Below are 17,075 nucleotides of genomic sequence, written 5' to 3'. Positions count from 1 at the left end.
TTCATTCATGGATGGTACCTGGCTCCTCACAGCATTTCTTTTAAAATCTGACCTTCTTACTTGTTTCAAGCTGTACGATCTTGCCATCGTGAATCGTGATCAGAACTGTTCCGTACTTTACATCAAGAACCTGTCTTTTAATCTGCTCCCAAATCTTATCTTCTACTACTTCTACCTTGCCATTATCTCCTGCCATGTCCTAACCTCCGCTGCATCTATTACATAAACTTTTTCAAACCTCTTTACCCTGTCCCTCTATTCATATGCAAAGGTCTTCAAAAATCTCTTTGCCCTTTCTGTCTCAGGTTCTTCAAAAAACTTCTTAACATCTCTTGCTTCCTCAACTATTTCTCCCTGGTCGAAGAAAACTATCCTGTCGGCAACAGCCTTGGCAAATGCCATCTCATGGGTTACGATGATCATCGTTGAACCTGTTTTGGCAAGCTCCTGCATTGTCTGAAGTACTTCATGTACCATTTCAGGATCTAGAGCCGCTGTCACTTCATCAAACAAAAGAACATCCGGATGCATCAAAAGTGCCCTTACGATTGCTACTCTCTGCTTTTGTCCGCCGGAGAGCTGTCTTGGATAATAGTCCTTTTTATCTGCAAGCCCCACCTTATCCAAAAGCTCAAGTGCTTCTCTTACGACATCATCCCTGATTCTCTTCTGAACAAGTATTGGAGCCAGAATTGCATTTTCTATTACTGTCTTATGAGGAAAAAGATCATATGACTGGAAAACCATTCCTATCTTTTGCCTGATATTACTTATGTCCTTTTTCTCCGGTTCAACAGGCAGGCCATCAACCGTTATAACTCCTCCCTGAATCTCCTCAAGTCCGTTTAAACATCTTAGAAATGTACTCTTTCCGCAGCCGGAAGGTCCTATAATAACCACAACCTCACCTTTTTTCACGGAAAGATTTATATCCTTAAGCACTACATTCCTTCCATATTCTTTATGTAAATGCTTTACTTTTACGAGCTCACTCATTCTTACGTCCACCTTTTCTCAAGCTTTACTGCAAATCTGCTTATTGGCCAGCACACCAGGAAATATAAAAGAAAAACAACTACAAATACTCCGAAGGCTGCATTTGGAGATGCTTTTCTGTTGGCCTCTATGATTTGCTGAGCCACTTTTAATACCTCAACTATTCCTATCATCATCACAAGTGATGTGGTTTTTATCATTCTTGTGACCAGGTTTATCGACAGTGGAATGAGTCTCCTTATCGTCTGTGGAAATATTATGAAAAAATGCACCTGGAATTTATTAAGCCCAAGTGCATATGCAGAATCGTACTGAATTCTCGGTATACTTTTTATGGATCCTCTTACGAGATCCCCCATTTCAGCAGTTCCCCAAAACACAAACACTATTATTGCGGATAGCTCCGCAGAAATATTTATTCCAAAAACTCTTGTTGTTCCAAAATAAACAATAAACAAAAGTACCATTTGAGGCATTATCCTGACTACTTCAAGATATGCTCTAAGTACGAATCTCATGATCCTGTTTTTAGAAGTCATCAGTACTCCGATTACAAGTCCAAGTACAATGCTTATGGCTACTGATATAATGCTTATTTCCACCGATACCCAGAGTCCTTTTAAGAGCCTTATAGCGTTTGTGCCTTTAAACAGCACATCAATCCCCAAACTCTGCATAACGCACTCTCCTCTCTATGATCGATCCCAGAATTGAAACCGGAAGTAACATGATCAGGTAATAAATTACAAGCAGGAACAGGCATTCAATTGTCTTTGCATACATTCCTATAAGATCTTTTGCTGTAAACATGAGATCCATAAGGCTTATGGTTGAAAAGACTGATGTTTCCTTAAGAAGGAATATCACGTTTGCCATTATTCCCGGCATACTCACTGAAAATGCCTGCGGAAGTATTATATGGAAAAACACCTGTCTGTCCGTCATTCCCAGAGAAAGTGCACTCTCACTTTGAACCCTGTCTATTGAAAAGAGACCGCTTCTCATGGTCTCTATCATGTATGCTCCACCTATCAAACCAAGTCCTAAAATCCCACAGGTTTCAGCTGATATTCTCAGTCCCAGCTTAGGTAATGCGAAATAAATGAAAAACAGCTGCACCAGAAGCGGTGTATTTCTAAAAAGTTCTATGTAAATTCCAAGAACTTTTTTCACAACAGGAACATTGAAGTATATGGCTGCTGCCCCTGACAGTCCTATGGCGAAGGCTGTCAGGATTCCAAGCAAGCCGGTTTTTAAGGTAAGAAGGAGTGCTTCGTTATATAGTGGTATATATGATCTAAGCACATTTAAATCCATAATTACTGAACCTTACCGCCCTCAACTACAAGGGTGTTCTCATAATCTGCACCATATGTATCAAGAAGTGTTGCTTCATAGTCCTGATGGAAGAAGTTGTCTTCACCGATTGTCTCAATCTCATCGTTAAGCCATGTAAGCAGTGATTCATTTCCTTTAGTTACTGCAGGAGCAATTGTGTCTGCATCTCCAAGTGACGGAATACCTACAGTAAAGCCTTCATTCTCAAGTGAGAATGCAATAACCTCTGTGTTATCATTTGCCCATGCAACACCGTTTCCGTTCTCAAATGCTGTCTTTGCCTCTGCATAAGCATCGTATTTCTGAAGTTTTATATCGGGATAATTTTTCTCAAGATATGTTTCAGCTGTTGTTCCTGAGATAACGATGATCTGGTCATCTGCACCAACTGAATCAAGACTTTCAACAACGTTGTCTGAAGGTGATACAACACCAAGTGCAACGTTCATATAAGGAAGTGCGAAATCAACCTCCTGAGCTCTTTCTTCTGTAACAGTGAAGTTTGCAAGGATAATGTCAACCTTACCTGTCTGAAGATACTCAATTCTGTTTGCTGCCTCTGTTGAGACATAGTTGATATCGACTCCAAGGTCTTCACCGATCTTCTCAGCAAAATAAACATCATAGCCGGCATATTCACCATTCTCATCTACATAACCAAAGGGGCTCTTGTCTGAGAAAACACCGATGTTTATTGTTCCACTCTCTTTGATCTCATCAAGAGTTCTGTAAACTGCATCAGTATCCTGTGCTTCTTCGCCATCGCCTGCTTCCTCTGCAGATTCCTGTGCCTCTTCTGCATCACCTGCTTCCTGCTCTTTTGCTGCATCAGCAGTTGCTGTATCCTCCTCGCTGATAGCTGTCTCAGCATTATCAGCCTTTGCACTTCCGCATCCTGCAAGTGAAGCTCCAATAATTGTTGTAGATACCAAAATTGTTCCAAGTTTTGTTAACAGATTCTTTTTCATAATTTGCTCCTCCTATCACGGTTTTTGGATCTTATCCACATCTGGATATGTTGTCCTTTTCCGTTTCCTCCTATCAGCGCCAATCCTCAGACTATCCTTTAATGGCTTGTTCAAGTACTTGACTGCTGTTTTTGTTGTGTTTGATAATACTATCTATTTACCTACTGTGTCAATATGTTTATCTATAAGCTTTTGCTTTCACCTGCTATAAGAAAAACTTGGTAGCTGTCTCTCTCACAATAAACCAATTGTTTCCAACTGGTTTTATGATGATATCTCTAATCAAAAAGAGAGTCCTGCAAAGCTGTTGTTTATCAGATAAACGCTACAGATGAATATGTTGTTGTATTTATCCGCGGTGACTATGAGGTCAATGAGACCAAGCTTGTGAACTATCTCCACGAGGATGTTCACCCTGCTGAGATTACTGAAGATTCAGGACTTGTTGCAGGCTTCTGCGGACCTTATTACCAAAATGCAAAGTGCAGGATTGTCTATGATATGTCACTTGAGGGAATCGAGAATCTGTGCTGTGGCGGTAACGAGACAGACTACCACTATACAGGCCTTAATATTAAGAGAGATATCGGAGATGTTGAATACGTTGATGTCAGCAAAATCCGCGATGGTGACAACTGCCCCTGCTGTGGTAAGAAAACCATCAGAATCAGCAGAGGTATCGAGGTTGGTAATATTTTCCAGCTTGGCACAAAATATACAGACAGCATGAAGATGACTTATACCGATGAAGATGGCACTTCCAAGACACCTATAATGGGATGCTACGGAATAGGCGTTGGCCGTCTTGCAGCTAGTATCATGGAAGCAAAGCACGATGACAAGGGTCCCATCTGGCCAATCACAGTTGCTCCCTGGAAAGTCCATGTATGCTGCATGAGAAGAGATGATGATGCCTGCAGAGAAGCAGCTGATAACATCTATGAAGAGCTGACAAATAAGGGCATTGAAGTTATCTACGATGACAGAGATGTACGCGCAGGTGTAATGTTTGCCGATGCAGACCTCCTTGGAGTTCCTGTTCGCGTAATAGTTGGTCCCAAGGCTCTTGCAAATGGCGAAATTGAACTTTGTACAAGAGATAAGAGCGTTCAGCTTTCTGTGAAAAAGGAGAACATAATTCCTGAAATCTGTAAACTCATGGATTCTCTATATGAAAAAATTAACTCAAAGGTGAAGGCTCGCATTTAATTAGTGATCAGGACCACAATCAGGGTTAGCCAGGTCCATCCATCCAAGTGAAAAGCATTTGGCATTAACGGTACTTTGCACAAACTCTTTCATTTCTAAAGGTGGAAGATCGCCGCCCTGATCAATTTCTTCGATGTTTTTCAAGAAACGCAGGGCTGGCATCAAACTCATAATCATTTACTACTCCCGCGCTATATGGTGTGGGAGTATTCTCCTTATAGTCTTTCTCTCGCGAATCTCCTTTACAAGGTCAAGGCCATTTCCATCGGGGAGATTGATGTCCAACAAGATCAATGCCGGATTTGTTAAAAATATCTGTTCTCGAGCACCCTTTAGGTTGTCACAAGAAACAATGCATCTTGATTCATCTTTCAATGCCTTACATAATCCGGCACATAAATCTTTGTCATCCTCGACGATAACTATTTGTGCATTTTTTTGCATAAATCATCCCTACATTCATTTTTATAAACTATCATTCTAATCGTATTATTTTAGGATTTTCCAGCTTCCGGTTTTGTCACTTCCGATTCTCTCTATATATCCTTTATCACGCAAAGAATTCAATGTTCTTTGAACCGTTCTTACTGTTTTTGATGTTTTATCCGCGAGTTCATCTCTAGTAAATCCGGGATTGATTGATAATAACTGGTAAACTAGCTTTTCCATTTTATTTAGAGTGACATTTTCTGTGACATTTACAGTGACAATATCCGCTTTAGATGCTGGTCCTGTTGTCTTTTTTCGATGAATAATAAACGTGAACCCTGATTCATCAATTTCATAACTGAATTTGATTTTTGCATCTTTGCAAAGGCTGTTTATTCTCTTAAATCCACTTCCAAACTGTTCAATAGATTTGCTCAAAAACAAAAGCTTGGCTATTTTTTCGTTTCGGATTGAGGATTGCAAATTTTTCTTAATGTACTCTTCAGGTTTATGGGAGCTTGCGTATGTTCCAGGACTATATATGGTTACCTTACTAGGGTAGATGCAAATCTCATGGTATGTAGAGCCATTATAAATCGAATGTGCAAAGCTGTTAGCCAGAGCTTCTCGAATAACAGCTACCGGGATTTCAGGTATATCATCTCGATTGAAATTCGTTATTTCACCTGCCCAATGTATGTTTTTCAGAATATATTGTTCGCCTACATCCAACAAGTTAATGATATTATCTTCAAACATTTGCATATCTATGAAAGTAAGTTTTTCATCAGTTGCAAATATAGCGGCTTTCAAAGTTACAGGATTCTTTTTTCCAAACAATACATTTCCAGCATTTGTTAAATAATCTCCGGACGCCAGTCCAAATCTATCAAGAATCATCGCAGCTGTATATTTGCCGTCAGCTAATCGACCTGCAGCGATAGCCTTCTCACAGAACTTTTTCAAAGTCGATTTATCCACATCTTTTTTCAAAACTTCAGATTTGGTTTTTTCCCATTTCTCCTTGTATTCATTAGCAACAAAGAATCTTTTTAATTCAGCCGGAGAGACTTCTCTATCTTCATCAGCAGTTCTGAGATAATATCGCCCATATGCCGAATATGGTACGTCACCACCTTCAAACTCAACTTTGATAACATGCCTGTCATCCAGTACCTCTTCAGTTATTACCGGGTAAATCTGAGGACGAATTGACTCATAAACAACTCTTGAAATATCACGCAAGGATGATTCCGAAACATCCTGCCCGATAGCATCACCGTTTGGTTTTACTCCAAAGTATAAAGTTCCAACTTTATGTTTGTTTAAGATAGATGATATTGAAACCATCCCTTCCTTGATTTCGCCTGTTGTCTTTTTAAATTCCAATGTTTCTGTTTCTTTCCCGAGATTCTGCATATCTGCCTCCGTTTCTGGAAATGATTATATCCTATGTCACTCTAAATGTCACTGTAAATGTCACTGTAAATGTCACTGTAAATGTCACTCTAAATATCTAACCATTGCAATTTTGATAAACAAAAATGTTCTGCTGATTAGTGAAAGAAATAGTAGTAAAACGATTGTATATATTGTAAAAATGTTTAACGAAAAAAATAAGATTTATTGGAATACATGGAACATTTGACCCTCTTTCATGCATATATAAGTAGAGGGATAGATTTTCAGCCGGAAAGGAGTTGCGAAGGATTATACCGAGGAAGTATTAGGCCGTATGGCATACCTTGCATGAACTGGTAAAAGCGATATATGTGGATGCACCGGACAAATCCTCCGGCAAACGCACACAGCATATCCACATCCAGTATGATGGATTGGGATTCATTCCTCTGAATGAACTCTTAGTAAGTGAAAAGGCGTGACCGAAGCCACGCCTTCACATTCTTTTAATTCTAACAGTATTATTTCTTGTTGTTCTTAGCTGCAAAGCCTGCTCTCTTTCTGAGAGTAGGATCAAGTATCTTCTTACGGATACGAAGAGTTGTAGGTGTTACCTCAAGGAGCTCATCTGTATCAATGAAGTCGATGCACTGCTCAAGTGACATGATGCGCGGAGGTACAAGTCTAAGAGCTTCATCTGATGAAGAAGTTCTGGTATTGGTAAGATGCTTTGTCTTACATACGTTAACCTCGATATCCTCGCTCTTTCCACTGGAGCCGATGACCATTCCTGAATAAACCTTATCACCGGGGCTGATGAAGAGCTGTCCTCTCTCCTGTGCGTTGAACAGACCATAGGTTACAGCTTCACCTGTTTCGAATGCGATAAGTGATCCCTGCTTACGATAAGAGATATCTCCCTTGTAAGGTGCATAGCCATCGAAAATCGTATTCATGATACCGTTACCCTTGGTATCAGTCATGAACTCACCTCTGTAACCTATAAGTCCTCTTGAAGGAATAAGGAACTCAAGACGTGTATATCCGCCATTGGCAAGTCCCATGTTTATCATCTCACCTTTACGCTCCCCAAGCTTCTGGATAACGCTTCCTGCAAATTCTTCAGGAACATCGATGTAACATTTTTCCATAGGCTCAAGCTTCTTGCCATTCTCATCGGTCTTGTAGATAACCTCAGCCTTACTTACTGCAAATTCATAACCTTCACGACGCATGGTCTCGATAAGAACTGAAAGATGAAGCTCACCACGACCGGATACCTTAAAGGTCTCTGTTGTATCTGTATCTTCAACTCTCAGGGAAACGTCTGTATTAAGCTCCTTGTAGAGACGGTCACGGATGTGACGTGAAGTTACATATTTACCTTCCTGACCTGCAAGAGGTGAATCATTAACAATAAAGTTCATTGAAATTGTAGGCTCAGAAATCTTCTGGAAAGGAATTGCATTAGGTGCATCAGGAGCACAAAGTGTATCACCGATCTTAAGATCTTCAATACCTGAAATCGCAACGATTGAACCGATTCCTGCTTCTGTTACTTCCTTTTTGCCAAGTCCTTCGAATTCGTAAAGCTTACTGATCTTAGTCTTGAATGAACGATCAGGCTCATGATGGTTAATTACAAGAACTTCCTGATTAACCTTAACTGTTCCGTTATCAATCTTACCAACACCGATACGTCCAACATATTCATTGTAATCAATTGTGCTTATAAGCATCTGAGTACCTGCATCAGGATCTCCGACAGGTGCAGGGATGTAATTGATGATAGTATCAAGAAGAGGTTTTAAGTCGCTTCCGGGCTCATCAAGTGACATTGAAGATACTCCTGCTTTTGCTGATGCAAATACGAACGGGCAGTCAAGCTGCTTATCATCAGCACCAAGGTCAAGAAGAAGCTCAAGAACTTCATCAATGACCTCATTGGGACGAGCCTCAGGTCTGTCAATTTTATTAATACATACAATTACAGGAAGCTTAAGCTCCATTGCTTTTCCGAGAACGAACTTAGTCTGAGGCATTGCTCCCTCGAAGGCATCAACGACAAGGATAACACCATTAACCATCTTAAGGACACGCTCTACCTCACCACCAAAATCAGCATGACCTGGTGTATCGATAATATTGATCTTAATATCCTTATAAGTGATAGCTGTGTTCTTGGACATGATAGTGATTCCACGCTCACGCTCGATATCGCCTGAGTCCATAACACGCTCTACGACGTCCTGACCCTCACGAAAAACACCACTCTGTCTGAGCAGTCCATCAACCAATGTTGTTTTACCGTGATCGACATGGGCTATAATTGCTACGTTTCTGACATCGTTTCTTGTCTGTTTCATGGTTTTCCTCCGTTAAATATTTAATACTGATTTTTTACTATATTAATGTAAGAATTTTTTCAAATTGTTTCAAAACTCAGATAGTATATCACGTGGTATAGGCAGATGCAATAGTCAAATCCCACTACAACACATCTCAAGACGAATGAATCGCCACTATTTAAGTTAACTAAAATACAGACCAATAGTGACTTTTTAAATTCCCCTCTTTACAAGAATTAAGTAAATGTACTAATATCATTAAATATATATAAACTGAAATTTGCGTATTTAAATTTGATTGTAATAGTTTTAAAATATAATTATGGATGATTATGAAAAGAACCTGAAGAGATTTGAAGCTCTTCACGGAGACCGATTTAAATTTAATAATGATGAGAAAGTGCAGACAAGGATTTGCCTTAATTGCGGAAGAAGGCTCCTTTACAGCATCAAGGGGAATCTATGCCCTCAGTGCGCTGAGCAGGAATTGTTCTGTGAAGTACGTGATTATATACGTGCTAATGATGTTAAGGATTATGAGGTTGCAGAACATTTCAATCTTCCTTTGGCTAAGGTCAAGGAATGGATAAAGCAAGGTCGCATTCAATACAAGGATGACCCTACAATGAAGCAGGTTCTGATGGGCAATTACTGTCAGGTCTGCGGCAAGCCCACAAGCTTTGGAACCATTTGTCCCAAGTGCATGAAGGCTAAGAAGAAGGCCGAGCAGGTTGGTATTGCCATTGGGCAGCCTAAGACTCAGGGAAGTAATAAGATGCGTTTTATGGAGGAGGATAAATAACCCTCCTCCTTTAATTTTTACATGCTGCAGACAAATTTATCTGACGCCTACTACAGAACACTCGCCGGCCTTTAGAGTCAAATGCTTAGCATCATCTCCGATGCGGACATCACATTCCCCATCGCAATCGGCAATGATTTCTGCAGAAGAGATTTTTCCGTTCTTCCAGCTCATATTTATGGTATATCCGCCCTTTGCACGCAGTCCCTTTACGCTGCCCTCACTCCATTCCTTTGGAAGTGCCGGCAATAGGATTATTTCGCCATTTGTGCATTGCAAAAGTGCTTCGGCAATAGCTGCCTCACCGCCAAAGTTACCATCAATCTGAAAAGGCGGATGATTATCGAACATATTTGGATTGGTTGAATTTCCAAGGAGTTTTACAAGATTTTCGTAAACCTTCTCACTGTCATACAGCCTTGCCCACATGTTTGCGATCCAGGCTCTGCTCCAACCGGTATGCCCGCCGCCATTGGATAATCTCCTCTCCAGAGTAGCTCTTGCTCCCTTTGCAAGCTCAGGAGTCTTTTTCGGAGTTATCAGATCTGCAGGGTACAATGCAAAAAGCTGTGAAATATGTCTGTGTCCTATTTCAACCTCATCATAATCGACAGCCCATTCCTTTATCTGTCCGTATTTTCCGATTTCAGGCTTGGGCAGTCTCTTTAGCATTTCTTTAAGTTTATCAGCAAGGTCTTTATCAACCCCAAGTATCTCTGAAGCTTTTATCACATCCTCAAAAAGGACGGTTATTATCTGTGAGTCCATGGAAGGTCCGATGCACAGGCATCCCTTTATACCCTTATCAGTCATATAGGTATTTTCAGGGGATACAGAAGGCGCTGTGACAAGCCTTCCTTCAGAATCTTCAATTAAAAATTCCGTGAAAAATTCTGCAGCTTCCTTAATTAGGTGATACTTTTTCTCTAGAAATTTAATATCCCCGGTATATTCATAGTGCTCAAAAACATGCGTCGCCAGCCATGCTCCGCTCATAGGCCATATGGTCGCGGGAATCCACTCATCCTGCGGAGCAGTGTCACCCCATATATCAGTGTTATGGTGGCAAACAAAGCCTTTTTCTATGCCGTACATTTCCTTTGCTGTCTTTCTTCCGTTTTCGCAAACTCTCTCCATAAGGTCAAATAATGGCTCATGAAATTCGGAAAGATTGCAGCTCTCTGCAGGCCAATAGTTCATCTCTGTATTTATGTTAACTGTATATTTGCTTCCCCAGGCAGGCCACATATCCTTATTCCAGATTCCCTGAAGATTAAGGGGCTGTGTTCCGGGGCGGCTTCCTGATATCATCAGATATCTGCCGAAATTAAAGTAGAGTTCCATCAGCTTATTATCTGCAGGGGCCTTTTTTATAATGCTTCCGTTTCCGGAAAGTCTTGAAATTCGCTCATCAGTCGGAAGCTTTCTTGCTCCATCACTGTTATCATTAAGAAGAAGCTCTACTCTGTCGAAATACTTTTTATAATCCTCTATGTGTGCCTTCTTTATTTCATCAAAGGTTTTTGCAAGAGCCTTCTTTGCATCATCAATAGCTCTTCCTTCATATTTATTACCCGAAAGTTCAGGGTCAGCATTTAATTTATCACCTTCAGCGCATAGACTGTACTCATAGAAGCTTGTGCGAACTGTCAGGGCAAAAGTTACCTCATCTGCGTCTTCGATGCTTATCTTATTTCCAAGTGTCCTTAACCGGCCTCCCTTACATGAAGCCCCAAGTACTGCAGCAAAAAAGATACCGTCCCTTGATCCGCATCCACCGGTATACATTATCATGTTCTCACCGCAGGGACGATTGTTATCATAGTAATCATCACGACCATCGATGCCGGCAATACATGTAATTTTTCCGGCTTCTGATGCAGTTAAATGTATGATCAGGGCATTGTCAGGGGCAGAAGCCAGATACTGTCTTGTAACCTCTGTCTTTCCATTATTATATTTTACAGTCGCTATCGCATTCTCTATATCAAGTGTGCGGCTATAATTTGTCTTATGGCCATTCTCATTTGTAAAGTCAATAGTCAGATCCCCGAGGGGCATATAGTGTCTGCTGTTAGGATTAATTCCCTGCATTTTGGAAAATGCTATTTTTTCAGCAGCCGGAATATCACCCTTAAAAAGAAGCTCTCTTACCTCTTTTAAGCCTTCCAGGGAATCCGGATTCACTCTGTGTCTAAGCCCACCGGACCAGATAGAATCCTCATTTAGTCCGATAAGATCCTTTTCAATCCCGCCGTATACCATTCCACCAATTCTGCCGTTACCGATTGGCATTGCCTCGTTGAAATCTTTGGCAGGGTTCGTGTACTTAAGCAATACTTCCTTATCTTGTGCCATATTTAGTCTTTCCTTCCAATACGATTTTTTCTTACTCCCCATAATGCAGAATTGCCTTGGAGCAGCATTTACTCACGCAATTAAAAATTATATCATTGTAATGATTTTTTTCTACATGACGTATTAAACATGAACCCATTTTTCTGCATGACATTTTAAACATTATCAATTTTTTCTGAACAACGTTTTAAACATAATCCGGTTTTCTAACCTACGTAATAAACAGAATTGACACCAAAAACATGCAGAGTAAAATTAAATTGTTACTACTAACAAACTATAGTGAGGTTAATTATGGACAATTTTAAATATTATGCTCCAACTGAAGTTATTTTTGGAAAAGACGTTGAAACACAGATTGGAGAAACTGCCAGGAAGGTCGGAAAAAAGGCCCTGCTCGTTTATGGAAAAGGAAGTGTCATAAAGAGCGGACTTATGGACCGTGTTAAGAAGTCCCTCTCTGAATCAGGCGTTGAATTCCTTGAATTTGGCGGAGCAAAACCCAATCCCACACTTGCTCATGCTGAAGAAGGTGTTAAAACTGCGCTTTCTTTCGGTGCTGACATGATAATCGGAATAGGCGGTGGAAGTGCAATTGATACTGCTAAGGCAATTGCTCACGGCTCTGCAAATCCGGATGAAAAGCTTTGGGATCTTTGGACCAGAAAGGTTCCGCTTACAAAGTCTCTTCCTGTGGGAGCTGTTCTTACAATTGCAGCTGCCGGAAGTGAAATGAGTGATTCTGCTGTTCTTACAAATGAAGAATTAGGTAAAAAGGCAGGTATAAATACAGATTTTAACAGATGCAGATTCGCAATAGTTAACCCTGCGCTTGGCATGACGCTTCCCAAAAATCAGATTTCAGCAGGTGTTACCGATATCATGATGCACACCATGGAAAGATATTTCATTCCGGAAAGCCATTGCGATATGACAGATGAAATAGCTGAAGGACTTCTTAGAGTAGTTATCAAAAATGGCAAGATCATAGTTGATAATCCTTCCGATTACGATGCAATGTGTGAAGTATTCTGGGCTTCAAGCCTTTCACACAATAACCTTACAGAGTGCGGCAGAGGAAAAGATTTCTCCGTTCACAAATTCGGACATGCTCTCTCTGCAAAATATGATGTAACTCATGGTGACTCCCTCTCTGCAGTATGGGGTTCATGGGCTAAAACCCTCTACAAGGATGCACTCCCAAGATTCGCCAGATTTGCACGCAAGGTATGGGAAATCGATGAAGCTGACGATGAAAAAGCTGCTGTCGCAGGTATCGACAAAACAATTAAATTCTTTAAGAGTATTGGCATGCCGGTAAGTCTTAGCGATCTTAAGATCACTCCATCTGATGATGATCTGAAAGCTCTTGCAATGGATGCAACCATGCAGGATTCCGTAAAGCTTTCAAGAATAAGACCTATTGATGCAGCCGCTGCATTTGAAATTTACAAAGCTGCTCTTTAAGAACAAAGAGTCGCTCGCGACTCTTTGCGCGCTGGTGCGCGCAAGCTTTAGCTTGCAAAATTCATCTGCGCACCAGTCGCATCCATAGCGGAGCGCTTTTTATTCAATAGGAAATCCGAAGGAATTTCTATTGAACAAAATAATGCCAGGGGTAAGTGTAACTTTTGCCCCTGGCATTGTCATATCAAAGTATTTCTGCAACCGCTTCCCCCATCTTCACAGGGAACTCAATTCCTCTTCTGGATCGCTGTTCTATTCCACTATTCAGCTTTATCTTGTCCTTGGGAATAAGAACAATTATTGTAGATCCTCCGTACTCAAAATGTCCCTTCTCTTCACCCCGCTTCACCACTGCTGCAGCAGGATTATCATTTGCTATCCTTCCAACCAGCATGGCGCCTACCTCCATCTGAATGCAGCGGCCAAGCTTATCATTATCTATCACTGAGTACTGTCTGGAATTTTCTGTAAATACCGGCAATTCAGAAAGAGCAACCGGTCTTACAGTATGATAAAAGCCTTTGATTTTTCTGTCTTTGTACTTTTGACCATCAGTAAAGTAAACATATCTGTGATAGTGATCCACACAAAGCCTGTAAACCAGGCAATATCCACCATCAAAGCTCTCTGCCAGTTTCCTGTCTCTAAGTAGACTCCTCACTGTAAATTTACTCTGCTTCACATTAAGGACAGTTCCCCCGGATATCCTGCATACTTTAAGATAACCGTCACAGGGAGCTATCACCTTGTCAGCGTCCTCACATACAGGTCTGAGTCCATCCTTAATTCTTCTGCAAAAGAAATCATTAAATGAATGAATATCATCAAGAACATAGTCTTCCATTTTTATGTTATTCCTTTTTGCAAAAGGTCCTATAAGCATTTTTGAAATTTTAAGATCAAGTATTCTGCCCGCCAGATCGGATACAGGTTTCATCGTAAGTGGCTTTAGTATTATTCTTCCAACAGTTGTCTTATAAAGTAATTCAAGTGTATTCATATATTAGTTACCAAAATATAAATATTTATCACAAATTCAACGGCGCCTATAGCTGATAAAAAGATGATTACCTTAAGTCCGGGCTTAGGTATTTTGAAATTCCCTATGAAAAGAACTCCGACAATAAGCAGCATCCAGAAGTAGAAAAATGTCAGATCTGCTCTGGTAAAATAATGCACTATCAACGTCAGCGGAAAAATAAGAGCTGCAGCCGTAACAGGAAGTCCTGTGAAATATTCCTTACCGATCGTAGCCTTTTGTTCTGCTCTTTCAGATGCTGTTGCATTGAAATATGCAAGTCTCACAAGAGCTGTCAGAATATAAAAAGCGGCGATAGAAAGAAGCAGCACTACCATCCAGATTTTTGCAGTGTTTCCGCTTCCTCTTACAACATCACGAAATGCCCCATTTATTCTGAGCTGGGCAATTCCTATAGATACGGGAAGTACCCCAAAACATATCAGATCAGAGAGTGAATCGATCTGAGCACCGAATTCCTTTTCAAAATCAGATCTGTTTTTCTTTGTTCTGGCAACAGTTCCATCGAAAGCATCAAGGATTCCTGACAACATCAAAAATACTGCTCCCCCGTATGGATGTCCAATTCCGGTCATAGTGATAATAATACCTATCGCACCGGAAATTGTAGATAAATAAGTCAGAATAACCGTATAATCATATACGCCTATCATCTTTTTTTCATTTTCCATAAATATCCTCCAAGCGTTATCAGCCCGCTTATAATAACACAAAAATAAAATGATATGCCACGGCTCACCATATCGAGCTGAAGTGCGGCTTCATGTGTCATTATTTTTGAAAAGCCGTCTATCATCAGATAATCCGATATTCCCATGGCACCCGGAATCGGGACAAAATTGTACCCGATAGTAATAAGGCACTGTTTTGAAAAAAGTGTCACACAGTCTCTGGCTTTCCCTCCAAGACACAGATGCATAAACATCGGAACTGCTATCTGAGATGCACGCTGCAATACATTATATATAAAAGCCTTTACAAGTATCCGGTTCTTCCCGGCAAACATTTCAGCACAGTTTTTATAATCCTCGTGTACCTTATCCAGTTTTGACACCCTCTTATCACTTATCCTGATGAGCTTTTTACTATTAATGAAATTCACAACCCGTTTAATAAAACCAAATAAACTGTCGCTCCTTTTCAGTAAAAAGAAAAACAAGAGTATAAGGGCTGTTAGTGCAACAAAACCCGCCATTATAAATATTCTCGGAACCAATCCGAACTCTCTGAAAAAATCCGGATTCATAATGATGGAAATTATTCCAAGAAATCCAATCGCCCCGGTGTACATCATCAGATTCAGGATAAGCGTTGCTGAAATCACTCCCGTGGGAATCCCATCCTCATGCATAAAATATGCACTTGCCGGCTGTCCTCCTGTAGCGGATGGGGTTATTGCTGAAAAGTACACATCAGATGTACTGTATATCAACCCTTTAAAGACACTTCGCTTGTAATTAATTCCTTTAAGAATACTGCAAATCGCCACGCCTTCGAAGAAAACATAGGCCGCGGAACATATAATCGCAATTATGAGGTACGTTTTTTTACCTGTTGATATAACCTCATACAAATGAGCAAACGAAAGAGTCTTACTCTCTCTAAATATTGCCCAGACGGTAACTGCAGCAAGTAAGGCCGAAAAGAACATCCAGAAAACCTTTTTCGTGCCGCTGCGTTTAGTTTTTGACATTTAAACAAAAGCCTTTCTTAACAAATGGTATATAGCCAAGCTATATCTGTATTATTATACTAGAAAAGAGAAGCCACGCACAATCGACTTATTTGATGACAGTAGGTTACTGTTCAGACAGCTCTGCGCACTTGCTGCGCTGAGCGTGAGAATGTTCTACGTCTTGAATATAGGATTTGCCCCTTTGCCGAAGGCAACTGGAATGGGCAAATCCAGTTGCTGTGAGCACCGTAAGGTGTGAACAGTAACGACAGTAGCACTAGAAACAGAAATACCCTTCTTCGATTTCTTCGATTCCGATCCTGCCTTCAGTTTTTTGTGTCAGTCCCTGAGTTACTCTCTTAGCATCTTCCATTTTTACGGTGATATCATATTCAACCTTATCGGTATACACCTCATTTTCAAGTGGAATTCCCTCCTGTCTGAGATAATACTGAATATTGTTGACCAAAGTATAATCAGCTGTCAGATGATATCTTTTACCAAGAATCATCTCTCCTACCATGGCTGCATTAAGTCCTGCCTGAGCCGCCTTTGTATAAGCTCTCACAAGTCCGCCAGTGCCAAGCAGCACTCCGCCAAAATATCTCGTTACTATAATAAGTACATTTGTAACTCCTGCTCCTTTTATGACCTCAAGGATAGGTTTACCTGCGGTGCCGGAGGGTTCTCCGTTATCGCTGCACCTTGTGGTTCCAAAATCAGAGCCTATCACGAAGGCATAGCAATTATGCCTTGCATCCCAGTACTTCTTCTGAAAAGTAGCTATCTGCTCCTCTGCCTCCTGAACACTGGACACGGATAATACATTTGCTATGAATCTTGATTTTTTCTCTACTATCTCATCGCTTCCCGGCTGAAGGACCACTTTATAATTATCTGTTTTTCCCATAAACGCTATTCCATTCGATATATCTTAGTCTATTTTTTACTTTTTATATGTTATAATATCATGTTATAGATAGACTTGCTATCCGGTGTATCTCACTTTTAGACGGACGCACCGGCTACCAATTCAGGTCTTACA

The 17,075-nt window shown here is 40.5% G+C and carries 18 protein-coding genes and 1 pseudogene; 5 read left to right on the top strand and 14 right to left on the bottom strand.

Translation table 11 applies throughout. The annotated features are described in order from the left end of the window. Nucleotides 1–40 precede the first annotated feature (40 nt). The 5 genes from G622_RS25275 to G622_RS0111780 are packed head-to-tail and all read right to left on the bottom strand — an operon-like array spanning nt 41 to nt 3,302. On the bottom strand, nt 41–196 hold the full coding sequence (locus tag G622_RS25275) for a YezD family protein (protein ID WP_081675291.1): 156 nt from the start codon (nt 194–196) through the stop codon (nt 41–43). 59 nt (nt 197–255) lie between these two features. Continuing rightward, entirely contained in the window at nt 256–996 is a 741-nt protein-coding gene (locus G622_RS0111795; protein ID WP_026510894.1) for an amino acid ABC transporter ATP-binding protein, read from the bottom strand. 2 nt (nt 997–998) lie between these two features. Continuing rightward, nucleotides 999–1,673 carry an amino acid ABC transporter permease gene (locus G622_RS0111790; RefSeq protein ID WP_026510893.1) on the bottom strand — a complete coding sequence of 225 codons (675 nt, stop codon included), beginning with the start codon at nt 1,671–1,673 and terminating at the stop codon, nt 999–1,001. Beyond that, a complete protein-coding gene (locus G622_RS0111785; protein WP_026510892.1) occupies nt 1,654–2,313 on the bottom strand; it encodes an amino acid ABC transporter permease in 660 nt (219 codons plus the stop codon). The genes G622_RS0111790 and G622_RS0111785 overlap by 20 nt, the downstream gene beginning before the upstream one ends. 2 nt (nt 2,314–2,315) lie before the next feature. Further along, nucleotides 2,316–3,302, bottom strand: coding sequence for a transporter substrate-binding domain-containing protein (locus G622_RS0111780; protein WP_026510891.1), 987 nt, complete (start codon nt 3,300–3,302; stop codon nt 2,316–2,318). A gap of 303 nt (nt 3,303–3,605) precedes the next feature. Between G622_RS0111780 and G622_RS26885 the strand changes: the two are divergent. Both G622_RS26885 and G622_RS26880 read left to right on the top strand, forming a co-directional pair. Continuing rightward, nucleotides 3,606–4,115: pseudogene (locus tag G622_RS26885) on the top strand (YbaK/EbsC family protein); the annotation flags it as partial. Nucleotides 4,116–4,121: 6 nt separating this feature from the next. After that, complete coding sequence (locus G622_RS26880; RefSeq protein ID WP_330363604.1) at nt 4,122–4,511, top strand: His/Gly/Thr/Pro-type tRNA ligase C-terminal domain-containing protein; 390 nt, start codon at nt 4,122–4,124, stop codon at nt 4,509–4,511. Here the strand turns inward: G622_RS26880 and G622_RS25755 are convergent, their stop codons facing one another. Genes G622_RS25755 through G622_RS22695 form a run of 3 tightly spaced genes read right to left on the bottom strand, consistent with a single transcriptional unit; the run spans nt 4,512 to nt 6,359 of the window. Further along, complete coding sequence (locus G622_RS25755) at nt 4,512–4,682, bottom strand: hypothetical protein (protein WP_155831472.1); 171 nt, start codon at nt 4,680–4,682, stop codon at nt 4,512–4,514. Between the two features lie 9 nt (nt 4,683–4,691). After that, nucleotides 4,692–4,955: a response regulator gene (locus G622_RS0111765; RefSeq protein WP_026510890.1), complete on the bottom strand. Its 264-nt coding sequence runs from the start codon at nt 4,953–4,955 to the stop codon at nt 4,692–4,694. 45 nt (nt 4,956–5,000) lie between these two features. Next, the gene (locus G622_RS22695; RefSeq protein ID WP_049945820.1) at nt 5,001–6,359 is read right to left on the bottom strand and encodes an RNA-binding domain-containing protein; all 1,359 of its coding nucleotides are present in this window, start codon (nt 6,357–6,359) and stop codon (nt 5,001–5,003) included. Between the two features lie 326 nt (nt 6,360–6,685). Here G622_RS22695 and G622_RS27030 point away from each other — a divergent pair, with 326 nt between their 5' ends. Beyond that, complete coding sequence (locus tag G622_RS27030) at nt 6,686–6,823, top strand: DUF4368 domain-containing protein (protein ID WP_081675290.1); 138 nt, start codon at nt 6,686–6,688, stop codon at nt 6,821–6,823. A 39-nt stretch (nt 6,824–6,862) separates the two neighbouring features. On the opposite strand, the gene typA is transcribed toward G622_RS27030, so the two are convergent. Then, nucleotides 6,863–8,707, bottom strand: a complete 1,845-nt coding sequence (gene typA / locus G622_RS0111755) for a translational GTPase TypA (protein WP_026510889.1) — start codon at nt 8,705–8,707, stop codon at nt 6,863–6,865. 304 nt (nt 8,708–9,011) lie between these two features. Between typA and G622_RS22690 the strand changes: the two genes are divergently transcribed. Beyond that, a complete protein-coding gene (locus tag G622_RS22690) occupies nt 9,012–9,491 on the top strand; it encodes a hypothetical protein (protein WP_049945819.1) in 480 nt (159 codons plus the stop codon). A gap of 36 nt (nt 9,492–9,527) precedes the next feature. Here G622_RS22690 and G622_RS22685 read toward each other — a convergent pair whose 3' ends face one another. Beyond that, on the bottom strand, nt 9,528–11,849 hold the full coding sequence (locus G622_RS22685) for a glycoside hydrolase family 95 protein (protein ID WP_044957551.1): 2,322 nt from the start codon (nt 11,847–11,849) through the stop codon (nt 9,528–9,530). A 294-nt stretch (nt 11,850–12,143) separates the two neighbouring features. Here G622_RS22685 and G622_RS0111740 point away from each other — a divergent pair, with 294 nt between their 5' ends. Continuing rightward, nucleotides 12,144–13,316 (top strand): iron-containing alcohol dehydrogenase, encoded by a 1,173-nt coding sequence (locus G622_RS0111740; RefSeq protein ID WP_026510888.1) that lies wholly within the window; start codon nt 12,144–12,146, stop codon nt 13,314–13,316. A gap of 184 nt (nt 13,317–13,500) precedes the next feature. Here the strand turns inward: G622_RS0111740 and G622_RS0111735 are convergent, their stop codons facing one another. The 4 genes from G622_RS0111735 to G622_RS0111720 all read right to left on the bottom strand — a co-directional run bounded on the left by G622_RS0111735 (nt 13,501) and on the right by G622_RS0111720 (nt 16,940). Then, nucleotides 13,501–14,316 carry a phosphatidylserine decarboxylase gene (locus G622_RS0111735; protein ID WP_026510887.1) on the bottom strand — a complete coding sequence of 272 codons (816 nt, stop codon included), beginning with the start codon at nt 14,314–14,316 and terminating at the stop codon, nt 13,501–13,503. Continuing rightward, complete coding sequence (locus G622_RS0111730) at nt 14,313–15,026, bottom strand: CDP-alcohol phosphatidyltransferase family protein (RefSeq protein WP_242832994.1); 714 nt, start codon at nt 15,024–15,026, stop codon at nt 14,313–14,315. Before G622_RS0111730 ends, G622_RS0111735 begins: the two co-directional genes overlap by 4 nt. Further along, the gene (locus tag G622_RS0111725; RefSeq protein WP_081675289.1) at nt 15,005–16,048 is read right to left on the bottom strand and encodes a lysylphosphatidylglycerol synthase transmembrane domain-containing protein; all 1,044 of its coding nucleotides are present in this window, start codon (nt 16,046–16,048) and stop codon (nt 15,005–15,007) included. Before G622_RS0111725 ends, G622_RS0111730 begins: the two co-directional genes overlap by 22 nt. Before the next feature lie 259 nt (nt 16,049–16,307). After that, a complete protein-coding gene (locus tag G622_RS0111720) occupies nt 16,308–16,940 on the bottom strand; it encodes a YigZ family protein (RefSeq protein ID WP_026510884.1) in 633 nt (210 codons plus the stop codon). Nucleotides 16,941–17,075 lie beyond the last annotated feature (135 nt).

The organism is Butyrivibrio sp. LC3010 (assembly GCF_000424385.1).
GTDB lineage: Bacteria > Bacillota > Clostridia > Lachnospirales > Lachnospiraceae > Butyrivibrio.
The sequence above is the reverse complement of the archived record's forward strand: the minus strand, read 5'-3'. Positions and strand labels throughout refer to the sequence as shown.

Excerpts from the sequence above, each read along its gene's own strand:
- G622_RS0111735 (WP_026510887.1), bottom strand. The coding sequence starts at position 14,316 with ATGAATACACTTGAATTACTTTATAAGACAACTGTTGGAAGAATAATA.
- G622_RS22685 (WP_044957551.1), bottom strand. The coding sequence starts at position 11,849 with ATGGCACAAGATAAGGAAGTATTGCTTAAGTACACGAACCCTGCCAAA.
- G622_RS0111780 (WP_026510891.1), bottom strand. The coding sequence starts at position 3,302 with ATGAAAAAGAATCTGTTAACAAAACTTGGAACAATTTTGGTATCTACA.
- G622_RS25275 (WP_081675291.1), bottom strand. The coding sequence starts at position 196 with ATGGCAGGAGATAATGGCAAGGTAGAAGTAGTAGAAGATAAGATTTGG.
- G622_RS0111720 (WP_026510884.1), bottom strand. The coding sequence starts at position 16,940 with ATGGGAAAAACAGATAATTATAAAGTGGTCCTTCAGCCGGGAAGCGAT.
- G622_RS25755 (WP_155831472.1), bottom strand. The coding sequence starts at position 4,682 with ATGAGTTTGATGCCAGCCCTGCGTTTCTTGAAAAACATCGAAGAAATT.
- G622_RS26880 (WP_330363604.1), top strand. The coding sequence starts at position 4,122 with ATGGAAGCAAAGCACGATGACAAGGGTCCCATCTGGCCAATCACAGTT.
- G622_RS0111740 (WP_026510888.1), top strand. The coding sequence starts at position 12,144 with ATGGACAATTTTAAATATTATGCTCCAACTGAAGTTATTTTTGGAAAA.
- G622_RS0111725 (WP_081675289.1), bottom strand. The coding sequence starts at position 16,048 with ATGTCAAAAACTAAACGCAGCGGCACGAAAAAGGTTTTCTGGATGTTC.
- G622_RS22695 (WP_049945820.1), bottom strand. The coding sequence starts at position 6,359 with ATGCAGAATCTCGGGAAAGAAACAGAAACATTGGAATTTAAAAAGACA.
- typA (WP_026510889.1), bottom strand. The coding sequence starts at position 8,707 with ATGAAACAGACAAGAAACGATGTCAGAAACGTAGCAATTATAGCCCAT.
- G622_RS0111790 (WP_026510893.1), bottom strand. The coding sequence starts at position 1,673 with ATGCAGAGTTTGGGGATTGATGTGCTGTTTAAAGGCACAAACGCTATA.
- G622_RS0111765 (WP_026510890.1), bottom strand. The coding sequence starts at position 4,955 with ATGCAAAAAAATGCACAAATAGTTATCGTCGAGGATGACAAAGATTTA.
- G622_RS0111795 (WP_026510894.1), bottom strand. The coding sequence starts at position 996 with ATGAGTGAGCTCGTAAAAGTAAAGCATTTACATAAAGAATATGGAAGG.
- G622_RS22690 (WP_049945819.1), top strand. The coding sequence starts at position 9,012 with ATGGATGATTATGAAAAGAACCTGAAGAGATTTGAAGCTCTTCACGGA.
- G622_RS0111730 (WP_242832994.1), bottom strand. The coding sequence starts at position 15,026 with ATGGAAAATGAAAAAAAGATGATAGGCGTATATGATTATACGGTTATT.
- G622_RS0111785 (WP_026510892.1), bottom strand. The coding sequence starts at position 2,313 with ATGGATTTAAATGTGCTTAGATCATATATACCACTATATAACGAAGCA.